The sequence below is a fragment of the Enterobacter cloacae complex sp. 402C9 genome, from assembly GCF_050030745.1.
Classification (GTDB): Bacteria; Pseudomonadota; Gammaproteobacteria; order Enterobacterales; family Enterobacteriaceae; genus Enterobacter; species Enterobacter intestinihominis.
Genome location: NZ_JBLGUW010000001.1, coordinates 3,542,048 through 3,558,659, shown reverse-complemented (window position 1 = coordinate 3,558,659; position 16,612 = coordinate 3,542,048). Strand labels below are relative to the sequence as shown.

Sequence of the window (16,612 nt, the reverse complement as noted above, 5' to 3'; positions counted from 1 at the left end):
TAATTGCTGCTTAATTGTAGTTTAAGTTAGGGTAAAATATCTGGTGTATGATATATTTAAAACTCTCTCATTTATAAAATATATTTTTACGGGCGGGTTAATTTCTGCTACCCAAAAAAATTACGTATTTTCTTCTCATGTTTAATAAATAAAAGGCCGCAAGCGTGGCCTTTCAGAGGCTATCGGTATTAGCCTAAAGAAATTATGCCGATTTCCACGAGGGCAGCTAATGTCAAAAGAATAAAGAGGATAACAACTATTGGTCTGTACATTTTTAAGGTTCCATCCTTGTGTGAAGTCCTGCCCATCGTGTCCGTTGTCATTTTCCATGGTAATGACGTGCTGTCGTTGATGCTCATCAAAGGGATGCAGTAGATTGAGGAAAATCTGCATTCAGGGTTGGAACCATTTAACGCAGTGTCGGCTGCGTGGCGGGGAACTGTCGCCACTGGCGGATGTGCTCGATCAGGGCTCTGAGCTTGGGGGCCATATTGTGGCGCTGGGGAAAATAGAGATAAAAACCAGGAAAAGATGGAAGAAACGCATCCAGTAAGGAAACCAGCTGTCCTGATTCAATGTACGGTGTGAAGGTATCCTCTGTGGCAAAGGTTATACCACCGCCGGCCAGCGCGAGGCTGAGCATAAGACGCAGATCGTTAGTGGTGATTTGTGGTTCAATTGCCACATCGAAAGGGACGCCTGCTTCCTCAAACTCCCAGCGATAGGGGGCAACGTCCGGGGAAGGGCGCCAGCCGATACACCGATGAGCGACCAGCTCACGGGGGTGCGTCGGTGCGCTGTGTGTCGCCAGATAGGAAGGTGAAGCCACCACCCGTTCACGCTGCTGGCCCGTAAGGGGAATAGCGATCATGTCTTTTTCGATAACTTCGCCCAGCCTCACCCCGGCGTCATAGCCCGCTGCCACGATATCGAATTCCTCATCTGACACGAAAACATCAAGCGATACCGCAGGATGCTCGGCCGTAAACGAGGCGAGCAGTGGGCCCGAAAGAAACGCTTCCGCAATTGAGGTGACAGCGATCCTGAGCTGTCCGCGCGGTATGCTGTCCGAGGTGACGTCGTCAAAGGCCGCCTCAATGTTGGCGATGGGCCCCAGCAACGATTTATGCAACTGTTCACCCGCTTCGGTGAGCCTTACCGAGCGCGTGGTGCGCATCACCAGCAGGGTCTGAAACCCATCTTCGAGACGTCTTATTCCCTGGCTGACAGCGGAACGGGTTATGCCCAGGCGCCCGGCGGCAGCGCTGAAGCTGCGTTCTTCGGCGACCGCCAGAAAAAGCGGTAACAAATTAAGATCGATTTTCATTGTTTAACATTGCTAACCAGTGAGTCCAGTAAAGGCAGGATACAAGAAACAATGGTCTGTATCTATGATTGCAGTGAACTCAACTGAAGGAGTAAAACATGAACAAAGTCATCTTAATTACCGGCGCCTCCAGCGGTATCGGAGAAGGTATCGCCAGAGAGCTCGGCAAGGCTGGCGCAAAAGTGTTCCTGGGTGCACGCAGGCTGGATCGCATCCACGCTCTGGCTGATGAAATCCGCAGCGCAGGTGGGGAGGCAGAGGCTCAGGTATTAGACGTTACCAGCCGCCAGTCGATGGCCGCCTTCGTTCAGGCAGCACGGGATAAGTGGGGCCGCATTGACGTACTTATTAACAACGCGGGCATTATGCCTCTCTCTCCCCTTTCGGCTGGCAAGCAGGATGAATGGGAGCGCACCATTGACGTAAATATCAAGGGCGTACTGTGGGGTATTGGTGCTGTTTTGCCGATTATGGAAGCCCAGAGCTCGGGGCAGATCGTCAATATAGGCTCGATTGGTGCCTTGTCCGTCGTGCCCACGGCCGCCGTCTATTGCGCGACCAAATTTGCGGTACGGGCCATTTCCGATGGTTTACGTCAGGAAAGTTCGAACATCCGTGTGTCCTGCGTCAACCCTGGGGTAGTGGAAAGCGAACTGGCCTCGACCATCACGCACGAAGAAACCATGGCGGTGATGGATGCGTACCGGGCTATTGCTCTCAAACCGGCTGATATCGCTCGCGCCGTGCGCCACATCATCGAGGCGCCTGAGAGTGTCGATACCACCGAAATCACCATCAGACCTACGGCCTCTGCAAACTAACGTAGCGGGTCAGGCACCAGCCTGACCCGCTTCACCCTCTTACCACGGCTGTTCGGTCGGCATAATAAACAGCTCTGCCACGTCCACATGTTCCGGTGCCTGCAATACGTAAAGAATCGAGTCGGCGATATCATCGGCTTTCAGGAACGTCATCTTCTCCTTCAGCTGTTCCATCTGTGCACGATAATTTTGGTCACTGATATGCTCGAATAATTCACTTTCAACGGCACCCGGCTGAAGCGAGGTGACGCGAATGTTGAACTGAGGGGCCAGCTCCATACGCAAAATATCCGAGAAGGCGGCAACCGCGTGCTTCGTCGCGCAGTATACGCCCAGTCCGGGAAACGTTTTACGCCCGGCGATCGACGAGGTATTGATGATATGACCCGAGCGCTGTGACTGCATAATCGGCAATACGGCCGCGACCGTGTTAAACAGGCCCTTTACGTTTACATCTACCATTCGATGCCACTCGTCAACACGGAGGCTGGCGATATCCGAAATCGGCATCAGCCCGGCGTTATTAAAGGCGATATCAATATGGCCATAGCGTTTGTGCAGTGCCTCCACCCCTTTATTAACTGAGGCCGGGTCAGTGACATCCAAGGCCAGCGCCATGGCTTCCCCGCCAGCAGCCTCAATTTCAGACACCAGCGCCTGAAGACGATCCAGACGGCGGGCGGCGAGACCTACCCTGACGCCCTGTTCCGCTAACTTTTTGGCCGTGGAGGCACCAATTCCGCTTGAAGCACCGGTGATGAGCGCGACTTTACCGTTGAGTTCCATAGTTGATCCTCTTGAGAGTTGATTTCAACGCTTCAGAAAGAATGTCTGAAGTACGGGTCAATAATGGATCTTTCTGGCAATCGCTTCGCGCGGGCTTTTGCTCAAACTGTCGGGCTTTTGCTGCGAACGGCATCGCTGCGATAGTGGGAGGGCGTCACGCCGTTATGCCTGAGGAATACGGCAGCAAAGTGGCTGGGGCTGGTGTATCCGACGTTCAGTGCAATATTGATAATGGAATCATTGCTTTCCGATAGCATGCGACGCGCCTCCTCCATGCGTAGCCGGATAAAGTAGTGAGAAGGGGAAAGTCCGGTTGACTGTTTAAAGGCGCGGCTAAAATGGTATTCGCTAAGATCGGTCAGTTCAGCCAGGCGTGCCAGGTCAAACGGCTGGGCTAACCCTTCACGCATTGCCGTGAAGACCCGGTGCAGCTTAAATGCCTGCAAGCCCCCGCGGTGTCGTTTCGCATGTGTGCCATAGGTGCGAATCAGATGTACTGCCAGCGCCTGCGCAATGCCCTGAATAAACGGGCCGCTGGGTGGATTTTGCAGATACAGCTCCTGACGTATCTGCTCCAGCAGGGCGGATAGCGTGTCGTCGCGCGCGCCGGAGACTTCCCGCAGTTCATACTCCTGCATCATAGCCACTCCCATATAAACATGCATAACGACGAAAGGCGTATCTGGCCCGGCGTGCCAGCGCATTTCAGTAGGAGAAGCCGCCGTTGTGAGAAAGAAATCGCCTGCGGTAACGCGGTTTGCTAACCACGGCTCACCGGGGGAACGCTCCTCAACGACGGCATTACCTGAGAGGATCCAGACGATAAAAGGCTCCGGCACTGCCGGAATAATGACGTTTTCCTGCACGTGTCTGCGCGCCAGAATTTGCACGAATACATCCCGGGAAGATTGCGCCCGATGTTCCCTGATCAGCTTGCCGGGAAGGTATTCTTCAAAGGTCTCTGCGGAAGTACGCTGCGTCATATTTATCGTTGCCTTTAGCTATGCCAGTTGCACCAGGTTCACCGCCGGAAGAGGCCCTCCGGGGAATTGTTGTAGCGTACCGCCAACCTCCAGGCTGCCTAAATCAATACTTGCGAAGCCCAGTTGACCGGCTAAGGCTGTTATTTCCGCCTTTGCGTCAGGATGGTCTCCGGAGATAAAGACGACACGACGGCCACCCGCCTGCGCCGGATCCTGAGCCAGCACCCCTGCAAGGAGAGTATTGAAGGCTTTAACGACGCGTGCACCCGGAGCCCACTGTGTCACCACCTGGCTTGAGTTTTTTCCGCCCAGTTCAGCCAGCGTGAAGCCTGGCAGTATGACCGGGTTGGTCGCGTCGATCAGGATACGCCCCTCCCAGTTGATGCCGCGTAACGCGGCCTCGGTTTTGTCCCAGTTTGTGCTGACAAAAACGATGTCGGCCTGGGCGGCCTGTTCTACGGTGCCAGCGTGAGCCCCGTGGCCCAGTTTCTCAACCACCGCAGTCAGGCTTTCCGGCCCGCGGCTGTTACTCAGAATAGCGTTCATGCCCGCTTTAACCAGTTGTTCTGCAAAGGCTTGCCCGATAGCGCCAGCGCCGATGATACCTACAGTAGTCGTTTTCATATTGTATTTCCTTCATTGAAGAGTAGTGAACATGCACTGAGAGTAGTAATCTTTGACCTATCTGAATAGCCTATATAATTAGATGGGATCCATCTGCTGGGGCGATACATGCTGGACGGTATGTCTGTTGATCAACTCCGCACCTTTATTGCTGCCGTTGATGAAGGGAGTTTTTCCGCCGCCGGTCGCAGGCTGCGGCGCGCGCAGTCGGTTGTCAGCGCGACGCTGGCAAACCTTGAGGCGCAGGTCGGGTTTCCATTATTCGATCGTACCGGGCGTTATCCGACGCTGACGGAGGCGGGCGTCGCCATGCTGGAAGCGGCGCGTCTTGCCACTGCCGGGATGGACGCCTTTAAGGCGAAGGCGCGCACCTTAGCCGAAGGTCTTGAGCCTGAACTGGCGGTGTCCGTCGACGTGATGTTTCCCGTAGCGCAGCTCACCGCTGCGGTGAAGGCGTTTCAGCAGGCATTTCCTGACACCCCGCTGCGTTTGTATGTGGAAGCGTTGGGGGCGGTGTTCCAGCCTTTACTGGACGGTCATTGCCGGGTGGCGATAACCGGATCGCTGCCGCATCTTCCGGCGGGATGCACCTCAGAATTCCTTCTCAGCGTGCCTGCGGTGGCCGTTGTCTCCCCTGAGCATCCGCTGGCGAACGCGTCCGGTCCGATCCTTCGTTCACTTTTACAGGAACACGTCCAGCTGGTGCTGACCGATCGCTCCTCTCTCACCGTGGGCCGAAGCTTTGGCGTCATGTCGTCAAAGACATGGCATTTAGCGGATATGGGCGCGAAGCACGCCTTCCTGCGTGCCGGACTGGGGTGGGGTTATATGCCGCTGCCAATGGTCGAGGAAGATCTCGCAGCGGGAAAACTGGTTACGCTGAACGTGCCGATGCAGCCCGACGTCGGGCCCGGTTTTTCCATGCAGGCGGTGCACCTGGAGGAACATCCGCCCGGCCCGGCCGGACGCTGGTTCGTTAACAGGCTGAAAATGCAGGCTGGCATGCCTCTCAACGAACGCAGCGGATCCGGCAAGTGAGCTCAACGGATAATTCAGGTTTTGTTGCTGTTGCATGTCTCCAGTATCGCACCGGCCCGACGGGCCGTGGCAGGCAGGATGTCGGCATCGGCTACGTAGCCATCGGGATCGAGACAGCGATTGTGTTCTCTCGCCTGTTGCAGGATCGCTTCATCCCAGTAGAGGCGCTTACGCTGATCGCCGCGGGTCGTCAGAATAAACTCCGTTTTGCCGTCAACCGCGCGGTAGCGACGCCAGCTGTTTGCCGGAACAGAGATCACCGAACGTTCCGGAGCGATAACGCTCACTTCTTCGCCCGCCTCGTTCCAGGTGACCTCCAGCTGGCCTTTAAAGACCATAATGACCTGAATATCCGGGCAGAGATGGCGGCCCACAACGTGATCCTCGGCGAGACGCAGCCATTCGACGGAAAAACCGTGCGGGCTCACGATAGCGGGAGCGGAATCCCGATCCTGTGAAATGCCGAAACCGATAACCGGCGCAATTTCGCCGCCGTGTCCTGGCAGCACCGAATCCAGCAGTCCCTGGGCTGACCAGCAGCGGTCATCGCCGGTTACCGCACGCTGGCGCATCTCCTCAACGCTGTAGTCACGCAGCCCGGCAATATATTCCTCTGACAGCGGCGTCAGCAGCGCGGCGGGGTCAGGCCGCGGGTCGCCGGTTTCCTGTGTGATGAGCATGTTGTCTTTACTCAAATACATTCCGTATTCGCTGGCTGCCGCCAGCACGGAAGGATGCCAGATGATGCCGCCCGTGTTGTCCCCGCCGAGCACCGTAAACACCATACCGCTGGTCTCTTCTTTACTGACGTTGGTGAAACCGCGGAAGATCCAGGTCGGTATTGAAAGGATAGTGGGTGCGCTAAATTCAGCTTCATGCTCGCCGTTGGCACCCCAGCGAAAACGCCATGTTCCTTCATGGATCAGGAACACCTCGGCGGTGAAATGCAGATGCAGATTATTCGTCACCCCTTTCGGCATAGCCGCCGCGCCAATGTTAAAGCCGTGCGGCTCGGGAATATTGACGACCTGCTCGCTGGACTGGGTTACACCCGGGCCGATGAAGGAATAGTTTTGTTTGAGATGCGAGCCGGGTAGCTTGCAATCAATAAAAGCAAGATTACAGGAAATCATGTCCTCGGGGGCGATTAACCGTGTTCGAGCCTGACTCTGGGTAAGATGGATGGTTTTCATTATTTCTCCTTTTAATAACCGGATGCACCGGTGGTAGGGATAGCGTTGCCGCGGGCGAGGGCAATGGTTTCACGCGAGGCGCGACCCAGTTGCATGACGTCGTTTGCAGGGGTAACAAACTGAAAACCCTGATCAATGCGCGCTGCGGCGGCCGCGCCGGAAGTGCAGAAAATTCCGGCAATCTTCTGCTGCTGGCGGCAGCAGTGAATCACCCGCTCAATAGCAGCAAGCATTTCGGGATGTTGCGATTCGGCGCTGGCGCTGCCGGTCAGCGTCAGTGAGAGATCGTTGGGGCCAATAAACACACCGTCCAGCCCTTCGGTATCAAGGATGGCGTCAAGATCAGCCAGCCCTTCGCGGGTTTCAATCATCGCCAGCGTCAGGATCTCGTTGTTAGCGTGCTGTGGATAATCACTGCCGCCGTAAAGTAGACCTCTGGCCGGACCAAAGGAGCGAACACCCAGCGGTGGATAGCGACAGGCAGCGACAAAACGGCGAGCCTGTTCCGCGCTGGAGATCATCGGGCAGATTACGCCGTAGGCTCCTGCGTCTAATACGCGCATGATTTGCGCCGGATCGTTATCTGCCACCCGCACCAGCGGCACGGCAGGCGTGGCCGATAGCGCCTGTAGCATTGACAGCGCGCTGGCAAAATCAATCATGCCGTGCTGCAAATCGACGGTGACGGCGTCGTAACCCTGATGGCCCATAATTTCCGCGCTATAACCGGACGGGATCGCCAGCCAGCCGTTTATGATGGGAGTATTTTCCAGAAATGCGGTCTTTAAACTGTTTTTGCGCACTGTATGCACTCCGTTATCCACTGACGCAGCAGCGGCGCGATCTCATCCGGGTTTTCCAGCGGAATAAAATGCCCGCCAGCCTCCACCGTATGTCTGGTCACGTTCGCGTTGCCTGCGGCCAGTAGCTGATGATGATGGGGCGTGCAGATAACGTCCTGCGCGCCGTTTAGAAGTAATGTGGGGCAGGAGAGGGCGTTAAACGCAGTCCGGTTGTCCTGTCGGTGAATGGCCATTTCCGTTTGCCCGGCAAAGGTCTCAATGCCGCACTCTTGCGCCATTCGGCAAATAGTCTCTTGCAGGATCCGATCGGACAGACGTGACGGGGCGACATAGCTCTGCCACAGCGAGGAGACCAGCCAGTCGGCCAGGCCCCGCGCCTGTGCGGTGCGTACCGCTTCCCGGCGTGAAGCGAGGGTGTCTGGCGCAACGGGCAACGGATTAACGGAAATCAGCGTCAGCCCGTTCACTCTTTCTGGCGCGTCGGCGGCCATTTGCAGCGCGACTATGGCACCGAGAGAAAACCCTGCCAGCAGAAAGCGCGGCGGCAGAACCTCTAATAACCGCCGTGACGCCTGCGGCGCGGACTCCGCACCCGTCAGCGTAATACAGGACACCGCTGCGACATTCAGCCGTTCAATAACGGGCTGCCAGAGCCGGGCGTTACAGAGCGTGCCACCAAGCAGCACCAGTGGCAGATCGGTATTGTCCAGAAGCGGATATTCCATTGCATCCCTCACGTAGCGGTCCAGCCGCCGTCAACCATCAGGGCACTGCCGGTGATCAGCCCGGCGGCATCTGAGGCGAGAAACACTACCGGGCCCATAATGTCCTCCAGCTTGCCTAACCGGCGCAGCTTGATGTTGTCCAGCACGTAGTGGCGGAACGCCGGATCGGCAAGCGCCGGGCGCGTCAGGTCGGTTTCAATGAAGGTCGGGCACAGCGTATTAACGCGGATCCCCGCATCGCCCAGCTCCAGCGCCATCGTTCGGGTTAACCCTTCAAGCGCGAATTTGGAGGCACAGTACACGCTACGCTCGGGGCCACCAACGTGTCCCATTTGCGATGAGATGTGAATAATCGACCCTCCCTTACCGCCCGCCCGCATTCTGCGCGCCACGCGCTGGCTGACAAAAAAGGTGGCGCGCAGGTTAAGCGCCATCACCGCATCGAAATTGTCCTCGTTCACCTCAAGAAACGGCTGGTGGCGGGCCAGCCCGGCACTGTTCACCAGAATGTCGGGAGCGGGCAATGTCGCCAGCACATGCTCCACCTCCTGAGCGTCGGTAATATCCAGCTCAAGCGGGTGAAATGCGAGCCTGTGTTCCGCTGCCAGACTTGCGGCATGCGCCAGCGCCTCGTGGCCCCGGGCGGCGATCCATACCTCTGCGCCCGCCTGTGCGAGGGCGACGGCGGCAGCGAAGCCAATCCCTCTTGACCCGCCGGTCACCAGCGCGCGTTTGCCGTGCAGGGTGAAAGAGGGCGTTTGCAAAAGCGTCATGGCTTACACCTTTTCCCTGACCGGGGCCGGTGTGGCGTAGGGAACCTCCGTCTGGCCATAACGGCGCACGCGAATATTGGCCTGCTCGGCATGTCCGGCGAACCCTTCCAGCAGCGACAGACGCGAACAATAGCTGCCGATTTCGGCGGTGGCTTCGTCGCTGAGGACTTTCTGGAAGGTGCAGGTTTTCATGAACTTGCCCACCCACAGGCCGCCGGTATAGCGTGCGGCTTTTTGCGTCGGCAGGGTGTGGTTGGTTCCGATCACCTTATCGCCGTAGGCCACGTTAGTACGCGGCCCAAGGAACAGCGCGCCGTAATTGGTCAGGTTAGCCAGGAACCAGTCGTCCCGGTCGGTCATCACCTGAACATGTTCGGAAGCGATACGATCTGCCTCCAGCAGCATCTCTTCGTAGCTGTCGCAGACGATGATTTCCCCGTAGTCCTGCCAGGACTGGCGGGCAATGTCGGCGGTAGGGAGCTTTTTCAGCAGCCGTTCCACTTCGCTGAGCGTCTCTTTGGCAAGCTGGAGCGAGTTCGTCAGCAGGATGGCAGGGGTGGTGACGCCGTGTTCGGCCTGGCCCAGCAGATCCGTGGCGCACATTTCCGCGTCAACGGTGTCATCGGCAATCACCAGCGTTTCCGTCGGACCGGCAAACAGATCGATACCTACCCGGCCGAAGAGCTGGCGTTTGGCCTCCGCGACGAAGGCGTTACCGGGGCCGACCAGCATGTCGACCGGTGCCAGCGAGTCCGTGCCCAGCGCCATGGCGCCTATCGCCTGAATGCCGCCAAGGGCATAGATTTCCGTTGCGCCAGCCATTTTTTGCGCCGCGACAATCGCCGGGGCGGGCTGACCGTTAAACGGCGGGGCACAGCTGATAATTCTTGAGCACCCCGCCACGCTGGCGGTGATAATCGACATGTGCGCGGAGGCGAGCAGGGGATATTTTCCGCCAGGCACGTAACATCCCACGGCGTTAATCGGAATATTTTTATGCCCGAGAATAACGCCGGGACGCGTTTCAATTTCCAGATCCCGCAGGCATTCTTTCTGCGCGCGGGCAAAATTCGCCACCTGCTGTTGGGCGAATTCAATATCCTGAATATCCTGGCGGCTTAACTGTTTTATGCAGCGGTCGATCTCCGCGGGGGTCAGACGATAATCCTGACGGTCATAACGATCGAATTTAATGGATAATTCGCGAATGGCTTTATTTCCACGTTTTTCAATATCTGCAAGTATTTGCTCAACCGTTTCTCTTATTTGCTGGTTGGCTTGCTGGCGCTCTTCGGTAGATTTACCGGTTTTTAATTTCCAGGACACACGCTTCTCCTTACCTTTTTTAGATGTCAGTTGTCCTCCCGGCAGACCGGGAAAGGGTGTTTACTTCTAAGTGGGTTATTGATCCGGCGCGGCGGCGTACGCACCGTTTTTTAATAATTGGGCTGAGGTTTGTGTTTTACGGGCATATACCCATCGAGCGGACAGCGGCGTGGCAATAGCGGCCACAACGGAAAGGGCGGCAATCAATATATAACCGGACGACAGGTTAATATGTTGCATCATTACGCCCATCATTACCGGCCCGACAAACATGCCGCAGGAATAAATGGTCTGGAATAGTCCCATTCGCGTGGATTGTTCATCAGACGAGGTATTCACTACGCTGAGCGACATAAATGCGGCAAAGGCCATACCGAACGAAAAACCTGCCAGCGCCTGCCACAGGTAAATGACGTACATATTGCTGGTAAAGGGAATGCCGAAGGTGGAGATCACCTGTAAAACGATGCCGAGCACGGCGGTTTTTACCAGCCCAAGGCGCTGATAAAACACCGAGCTGCACAGGGCGATGGCCAGCCCGTAAAACAGAAGGTGGATGTTTCCGAGCACCGCGAGGATCCCCGCCCGGGCGCCGAGCTGTTCGGCGTAGACGGGCGTCAGCGTGTCCCGGGTGGCGAAGGGCACCAGAATGACGACGGTCGCCAGGATGCCAATCAGCCAGACGGAACGGTCGGCCAGCTGCTGGCGCGCGCCGGTGATGCAGGCTTTAAGCGTGGGGGCCTGCACCGGGTCGTGCACGTCCTGAATGCGGGTCGTCAGGATCAGCGCCACCAGGGCGGAGATGCAGGAGACAAAAAAGGCGATGTTATTGGCAAAATAGTGAATCAGCACCGCGCCAATACAGTTGCCGAGAAACACGCCGATGGGCCCTGCCAGCGCCAGCAGCGCGACGGCGGCAGGGGCTTCGTTGCGACCGAAGTAACGCATGAACAGGATGTTGTACAGCACCCATGTCGCCGCCGTGACGCCGTCTGCCGCTTTCGCCAGATACAGCGTAATGGCATTGGGTTCAAGCCAGGCAATTGGCCAGGCGATAATTGGCAGCAGCAGGCCAATCTGGATGAAGATCCTGCGGCTTTTAACCACGTCGGAAATAATGCCTAACGGGAAGCGTATCAGAAGGGTTGCCAGCCCGGATGCGCCCATGATGATGCCCATGATCTGTGGCTCAATGCCCTGGTTGATCATCATGGGGGCCAGGAATGCATCAATGCTATGGATGCAGATAAAGAATAGGATGCTGATGATGAAAAAGAGCCGGGCTTCCCGACGGCGTAACAGTGCTTGAAACATGGTTTTGAACCTCTTAAGAATTAATGGGTTATAACCAGTCAGGGACGACGTTTACCGGTTCAATCCTTTGGGCGACTCCTGTTCTCTCCGGTACCATTGACGGTATGAAAACTCTTTGCATACGTATTCAAGATTTGAAGTTACGAAAAGGTTTCATGTTTGTAAAGTGATCTCGATCTTGTTGTGAGAATTTTAATTTTTTGTGTTGCATACGCATGCAAAGGTGGTGTAAGTATAAAAAACACCCACTTGCTGAGGCGTTTGAAGCACGCGCAAATGGGCAGGACGTTGATAAGGAATCAGGGGTAATGAAACGTAAGACTTTTGCAGCAGTCACATCCCAACAGGTCGCTCAACTGGCGGGGGTATCGCAATCTGCGGTGTCGCGAACGTTCACGCCGGGGGCCAGCATTTCACCGGCAACGCGTGAAAAAGTGCTGAAGGCGGCGCGCGAGTTGGGCTATCGCCCGAATGCGATCGCCCGTTCGCTCAACACGGCGCGTTCGCGCATTATCGGTGTCGTCATTTCTTACTTTGATAATCCCTTTTACTCGCAGGTGCTGGAGGCGCTTGCACAAAAGCTGGATACGCTGAACTATCACCTGCTGCTGTTCGTTGGCGACCGGGAAGGTAACGTTGACCGTATTTTTGACCAGATTATGCAGTACCGGGTGGATGGCATTGTGCTGGCCTCGGTGACGCTGTCGCTGGAGTTGTCCGAGGAGTGTCTTGCCGCCGGGATCCCGGTAGTGCTGTTTAACCGCAGCGAAGAGAGTGGCATGGCCTCCAGCGTCAACAGTAATAACGAAGCGGCCGCGCGGCAGATTGCCGAGTTTCTGCTGGCGGGGGAGCACAAGCGTTTTGCCTACGTGGGCGGCGTGGCGGATTCCCCGGTCAATATCGCCCGCCAGCACGGGTTCATCTCCACGCTGGAAGAACATGGCATCACCGATGTGCGGGTGGTGCACGGGAATTACGACGCTCAGCAAACCACCCGGGCGGCTTATACCCTGTTTTCGGCGTCGCCAGCGCCGGATGCGGTCTTTGTCGCCAACGATCATATGGCCGTCACGGTAATGGATGTGGCGCGCTATGAGTTTGGTTTGCGCATTCCGGAGGAGGTCTCCATTGTCGGGTATGACGACATCGGCCCTTCCGGCTGGCCCTCTTATGCGTTGACCTCGGCGTCGCAGCCGGTCGGCGCGATGGTAGATGCCACGGTGGAACTGTTAATGAAGCAAATTGACAGCGGAACCATAGAGCCTGAACAGATTACGGTGCCCGGTACGCTGGTGATACGCCACTCGGCGCGTCGCCCACGCAGCGGCGTTATCGAAACCAATGGTTTAACGCTATTCCAGTCTAAGGAGCCCACATGACCAGATTGCGGGGCTTCAGCCCTCAATTCGACTCTATCCAGCAGTTCATTTTGACGCTGACGCACGTGGTGTGGGAGCAGAAAGATATCGGCCAGCTGGCGGATTTTTACGCCACGCCGGTGGTTTTCACTACCCCCGAAAAACAGCTGCATGAGCTTTCCCAGTTTATGCGCCTGACGCTTGAGGCGATGCACAGCTTCCCGCAGCGAGCGGTGCTGACGGAGGATATTCTGTGCAGCCAGAACCCGGGGGACGAGTACTATGCGGCTCAGCGTACCGTAGCCCGCATTCAGCATCAGGGGGAGGGATTTTTTGGCCCGCCGACCGGGAAAAATGTCTGGGTCCGCACCTGGGCCGATCGCATCTGTGTTGATGGGGCCGTACGCCAGGAGTGGCTGCTTCAGGATCGTGCTGCGATTGTGGCGCAACTGGGGCTGGATATCCGCGAATTTGCCTTTAACCTGGCGACCATGCGCCAGCAGCTTGGCGTGGAGGCGGTCTCTGCCGAGACGCTGGATGCCCGCTGGGCGGGCGGGCCCGAGGGCGACGACGTAGAAGGGGCACTGGCAGGCGTCGTTGAGCGCTACTTAACCATGTGGGCGGGCGGTAACAGTGGCGTGGTGCCCGGTCTCTATCACCCGGCGGCGACGCTTTACGCGCCGGGTCATTGCCTCTGCACCGGTGAGCAGGAAATTGGCGCACAGCTTTCTGGCTACCGCGCTTCATTTGCCGACAGCGAAACGCAGCTCCATCATCTGATTGTGCGTAAAGATCCTAACGAGCCGATTCGGCTTTCCCTGCGCTGGTCGTTATTAACCTGGCATGACGGTTACGGCAAATTTGGTGCGCCAACCCGTAAACCCATATCAATTACCGGTATCAGCCAGCTTGAATTACGTGATGGTTTAATTTTCCGTGAATATCTGGGGATCGATGAATTAGCGATCTGGTCGCAAATAGTGAATTAACAGGGGCGGCAGCCCCCTTATTCTGGCTGCCGAAAATAATCGAGTTTAATTCACCCTCACTTACGGGTGCGGGTTCTTATTGTCTGAAAACAGAGCAGGAGTTTATATGTCTTCCACCGAAGCAACAAATAAAGCACCAGCCGTACCCGAAAAAAGCAGCGTGAAATCGCTGAAAGAGGAACCTGTATTACAGGTGGAACGTCGTGATTTTGTCGATCTGGTACCGGAAAAAAGACCGCGCGTGCAATCATTACGCGGCTTTGATGACTGCTATACCGATATTGTCGATTATATAGTTCGCTGCACCCATAAAATATGGGACGAGCGCGATGTCGGCTTAATTTATTCTCACTATACCCATAACTGCGTGCTGTATAACGCGCTGGGGACACTCTATAACCGTGAGCAGGTGGTACAGGATACGCTGCAACGCTTAATTGCCTTCCCGGAGCGGCGCGGCATGGCAACCCAGGTTATCTGGAACGGAAATGATGTTGACGGTTTTTATACCTCTCACCTGGTGACGGGAAGCGGGCGGCATACCCAGCACAGCCATTTAGGCAAGCCGACCAACCGCACCTTCGTTACCCGTACCGTGGCAGATTGCATGATCCACGAGAATAAAATTTACCGGGAGTGGGTAGTCAGCGACAACATGTCGTTAATGAAACAGCTTGGCCTGAATACCGATCAAATCGCATTTAATATGGCAAAGGAGCAGTTTGATAAAGGCTTCCGCGTGATGGACATCGGCGAAAATGGCCGCATGCTGGGACAATATCCGCCGGAGATGGAGTGCGATGTATCCATTGCACACACCGATACGGAAGAGCAGTGTCTACGCTGGCTGCACGAGATCTACAATCGTCGGATGTTCGGCAAAATCAAAGAGGTTTACGCCCCTAACGTGCAGTGGCATGGCCCGCTGATGAAAGAGCTGTACGGCACCGCGGCGGTAACCCATCAGACGCTGGCGCTGGTGGGGATGATCCCTGACGGCGCGTGGCTGCCGCAGCATATCTGTTCCAACCCGTGCGATGAAGGCGGCGTCAAAGTGGCGATTCGCTGGATCATCGAAGGGCATCACCTGGGTTACGGCGAACTGGGCAAGCCGACCGGAGAACGACTGTTCGTGATGGGCATGTCGCACTACCACATCGTCAACGGCAAAATTGTTGATGAATGGGTCGTGTATGACCACCTGGCGCTGCTGGCGCAAATCAAACTCGGCCAGATGGAGAACGCGTAAATGTTAAATCAGGTGAGCTGGATTAAGCGCCCGCAGGGGCAGGATGCGCAGGCCGATCGTTCCCTGACGGAGAAGGTCAGCGCCATTATCGAGCGCGTGAAAACCGAAGGCGATACGGCGCTAAGAGCCTTTTCGCAGCAGTTTGATAACGTCGTGCCGACGCACTTTGAGGTGAGCGAGCAGGAGATCGCCGAAGCACTGGAGGGGATGGATGCCCAGACGCGCCGCGACAGCGAGTTTGCGATTAATCAGGTGCGTCGTTTTGCGCAGGCGCAGCTGGCGACCATGCAGCCGCTGGAAGTTGAGACGCTGCCTGGCGTACATCTCGGTCACCGGATCATCCCGGTGCAGACGGTGGGCTGCTACGTGCCGGGTGGGCGTTACCCGATCCTCTCTGCGCCGGTGATGTCAATTGTCCCTGCGACGGTGGCGGGCTGCGAACAGATCATCGCCTGTCTGCCGCCGGGAGCGCATCCTGCGATGATCGCGGTTTGCCATCTGGCGGGCGCGCACCGCATTTTCAGGGTAGGTGGCGCGCAGGCCATTGCGGCCATGGCCTGGGGAACGGAGAGCATTCCATCGGTGGACAAAATCGTTGGGCCAGGCAACGCCTTCGTTAACGAAGCGAAACGCCAGGTGTTTGGTCGAGTCGGCATTGATGCCCTCGCCGGGCCGAGCGAGATTTTCACTATCGCTGACGACAGCGCCGATCCGCGCATTCTGGCCGCCGATATGCTGGCGCAGGCAGAACACGATATTCATACCCGCGTCGGGCTGGCGACAACCAGCCGGGATATCGCTGAGCGTACCCTGGCGGAGGTTGAGCGTCAGCTTGCCAGCCTGCCAACGGCCGCCACGGCGGGGGAGGCGTGGCGCCGGCAGGGTGAGATTGTGCTCTGCGAAGATGAAGCGCAGCTGATTGCGTTTGCTGACCATATGGCGACGGAGCATTTGCAGGTGCATACCCGCGATCCGCACGCGACGGCGGCGAAGATCCGCAACTATGGCTCGCTGTTTATTGGTCAGAACGCCAGCGTGGTGTTCTCTGATAAATGCTGCGGCACCAACCACACGTTACCGACGATGGCGGCGGCACGCTATACCGGCGGTCTGTGGGTTGGGGCGTACGTCAAAATCTGTACCCATCAGTGGATTGACGAGCAGGGTATCCCGGCAATCGCAGAACCGGCGATCCGCCAGAGCCGTACCGAGGGGATGCAGGGGCACCGACGGGCGGCGGAAATTCGTCTGCGTCCGCAGGACATTGATGCCATTACTACCGGCATGCGGGACTAAAACGTAT

Annotated in this window: 16 protein-coding genes; 6 read left to right on the top strand and 10 right to left on the bottom strand. The window is 56.7% G+C overall.

Annotated features, from left to right (window positions below; genetic code table 11):
- Positions 1–409: 409 nt before the first annotated feature.
- A complete protein-coding gene (locus ACQG1K_RS16920; protein ID WP_367075941.1) occupies positions 410–1,327 on the bottom strand; it encodes a LysR family transcriptional regulator in 918 nt (305 codons plus the stop codon).
- Positions 1,328–1,425: 98 nt separating this feature from the next.
- Here ACQG1K_RS16920 and ACQG1K_RS16915 point away from each other — a divergent pair, with 98 nt between their 5' ends.
- Positions 1,426–2,148 (top strand): SDR family oxidoreductase, encoded by a 723-nt coding sequence (locus ACQG1K_RS16915; RefSeq protein WP_367075939.1) that lies wholly within the window; start codon positions 1,426–1,428, stop codon positions 2,146–2,148.
- Between the two features lie 39 nt (positions 2,149–2,187).
- On the opposite strand, the gene ACQG1K_RS16910 is transcribed toward ACQG1K_RS16915, so the two are convergent.
- The 3 genes from ACQG1K_RS16910 to ACQG1K_RS16900 form a co-directional block, all read right to left on the bottom strand.
- Positions 2,188–2,934: an SDR family oxidoreductase gene (locus tag ACQG1K_RS16910; RefSeq protein WP_126502722.1), complete on the bottom strand. Its 747-nt coding sequence runs from the start codon at positions 2,932–2,934 to the stop codon at positions 2,188–2,190.
- Positions 2,935–3,035: 101 nt separating this feature from the next.
- Positions 3,036–3,917 (bottom strand): helix-turn-helix domain-containing protein, encoded by an 882-nt coding sequence (locus tag ACQG1K_RS16905; protein WP_022649103.1) that lies wholly within the window; start codon positions 3,915–3,917, stop codon positions 3,036–3,038.
- Between the two features lie 18 nt (positions 3,918–3,935).
- Positions 3,936–4,541: an NADPH-dependent F420 reductase gene (locus ACQG1K_RS16900; RefSeq protein WP_063147478.1), complete on the bottom strand. Its 606-nt coding sequence runs from the start codon at positions 4,539–4,541 to the stop codon at positions 3,936–3,938.
- Positions 4,542–4,649: 108 nt separating this feature from the next.
- Here ACQG1K_RS16900 and ACQG1K_RS16895 point away from each other — a divergent pair, with 108 nt between their 5' ends.
- Positions 4,650–5,579 carry a LysR family transcriptional regulator gene (locus ACQG1K_RS16895; protein WP_367075937.1) on the top strand — a complete coding sequence of 310 codons (930 nt, stop codon included), beginning with the start codon at positions 4,650–4,652 and terminating at the stop codon, positions 5,577–5,579.
- Between the two features lie 14 nt (positions 5,580–5,593).
- Here the strand turns inward: ACQG1K_RS16895 and ACQG1K_RS16890 are convergent, their stop codons facing one another.
- The 6 genes from ACQG1K_RS16890 to ACQG1K_RS16865 all read right to left on the bottom strand — a co-directional run bounded on the left by ACQG1K_RS16890 (position 5,594) and on the right by ACQG1K_RS16865 (position 11,713).
- On the bottom strand, positions 5,594–6,772 hold the full coding sequence (locus tag ACQG1K_RS16890) for a hypothetical protein (protein ID WP_022649100.1): 1,179 nt from the start codon (positions 6,770–6,772) through the stop codon (positions 5,594–5,596).
- 11 nt (positions 6,773–6,783) lie between these two features.
- Positions 6,784–7,575 carry an HpcH/HpaI aldolase family protein gene (locus ACQG1K_RS16885; protein WP_367075935.1) on the bottom strand — a complete coding sequence of 264 codons (792 nt, stop codon included), beginning with the start codon at positions 7,573–7,575 and terminating at the stop codon, positions 6,784–6,786.
- Positions 7,557–8,300, bottom strand: coding sequence for an alpha/beta fold hydrolase (locus tag ACQG1K_RS16880; protein WP_155025204.1), 744 nt, complete (start codon positions 8,298–8,300; stop codon positions 7,557–7,559). The genes ACQG1K_RS16885 and ACQG1K_RS16880 overlap by 19 nt, the downstream gene beginning before the upstream one ends.
- A gap of 8 nt (positions 8,301–8,308) precedes the next feature.
- Positions 8,309–9,073, bottom strand: coding sequence for an SDR family NAD(P)-dependent oxidoreductase (locus ACQG1K_RS16875; RefSeq protein ID WP_367075931.1), 765 nt, complete (start codon positions 9,071–9,073; stop codon positions 8,309–8,311).
- Between the two features lie 3 nt (positions 9,074–9,076).
- The gene (gene hisD / locus ACQG1K_RS16870) at positions 9,077–10,399 is read right to left on the bottom strand and encodes a histidinol dehydrogenase (protein ID WP_320684359.1); all 1,323 of its coding nucleotides are present in this window, start codon (positions 10,397–10,399) and stop codon (positions 9,077–9,079) included.
- Between the two features lie 75 nt (positions 10,400–10,474).
- Positions 10,475–11,713 carry an MFS transporter gene (locus tag ACQG1K_RS16865; RefSeq protein WP_022649095.1) on the bottom strand — a complete coding sequence of 413 codons (1,239 nt, stop codon included), beginning with the start codon at positions 11,711–11,713 and terminating at the stop codon, positions 10,475–10,477.
- 308 nt (positions 11,714–12,021) lie between these two features.
- Here ACQG1K_RS16865 and ACQG1K_RS16860 point away from each other — a divergent pair, with 308 nt between their 5' ends.
- The 4 genes from ACQG1K_RS16860 to hisD (ACQG1K_RS16845) all read left to right on the top strand — a co-directional run bounded on the left by ACQG1K_RS16860 (position 12,022) and on the right by hisD (ACQG1K_RS16845) (position 16,605).
- Positions 12,022–13,092 (top strand): LacI family DNA-binding transcriptional regulator, encoded by a 1,071-nt coding sequence (locus ACQG1K_RS16860; RefSeq protein ID WP_367075929.1) that lies wholly within the window; start codon positions 12,022–12,024, stop codon positions 13,090–13,092.
- Entirely contained in the window at positions 13,089–14,060 is a 972-nt protein-coding gene (locus tag ACQG1K_RS16855; protein ID WP_022649093.1) for a nuclear transport factor 2 family protein, read from the top strand. Before ACQG1K_RS16860 ends, ACQG1K_RS16855 begins: the two co-directional genes overlap by 4 nt.
- 106 nt (positions 14,061–14,166) lie before the next feature.
- Positions 14,167–15,309 carry an ester cyclase gene (locus ACQG1K_RS16850; RefSeq protein WP_367075927.1) on the top strand — a complete coding sequence of 381 codons (1,143 nt, stop codon included), beginning with the start codon at positions 14,167–14,169 and terminating at the stop codon, positions 15,307–15,309.
- Positions 15,310–16,605, top strand: a complete 1,296-nt coding sequence (hisD, locus tag ACQG1K_RS16845; RefSeq protein ID WP_063853154.1) for a histidinol dehydrogenase — start codon at positions 15,310–15,312, stop codon at positions 16,603–16,605.
- Positions 16,606–16,612: the final 7 nt, after the last annotated feature.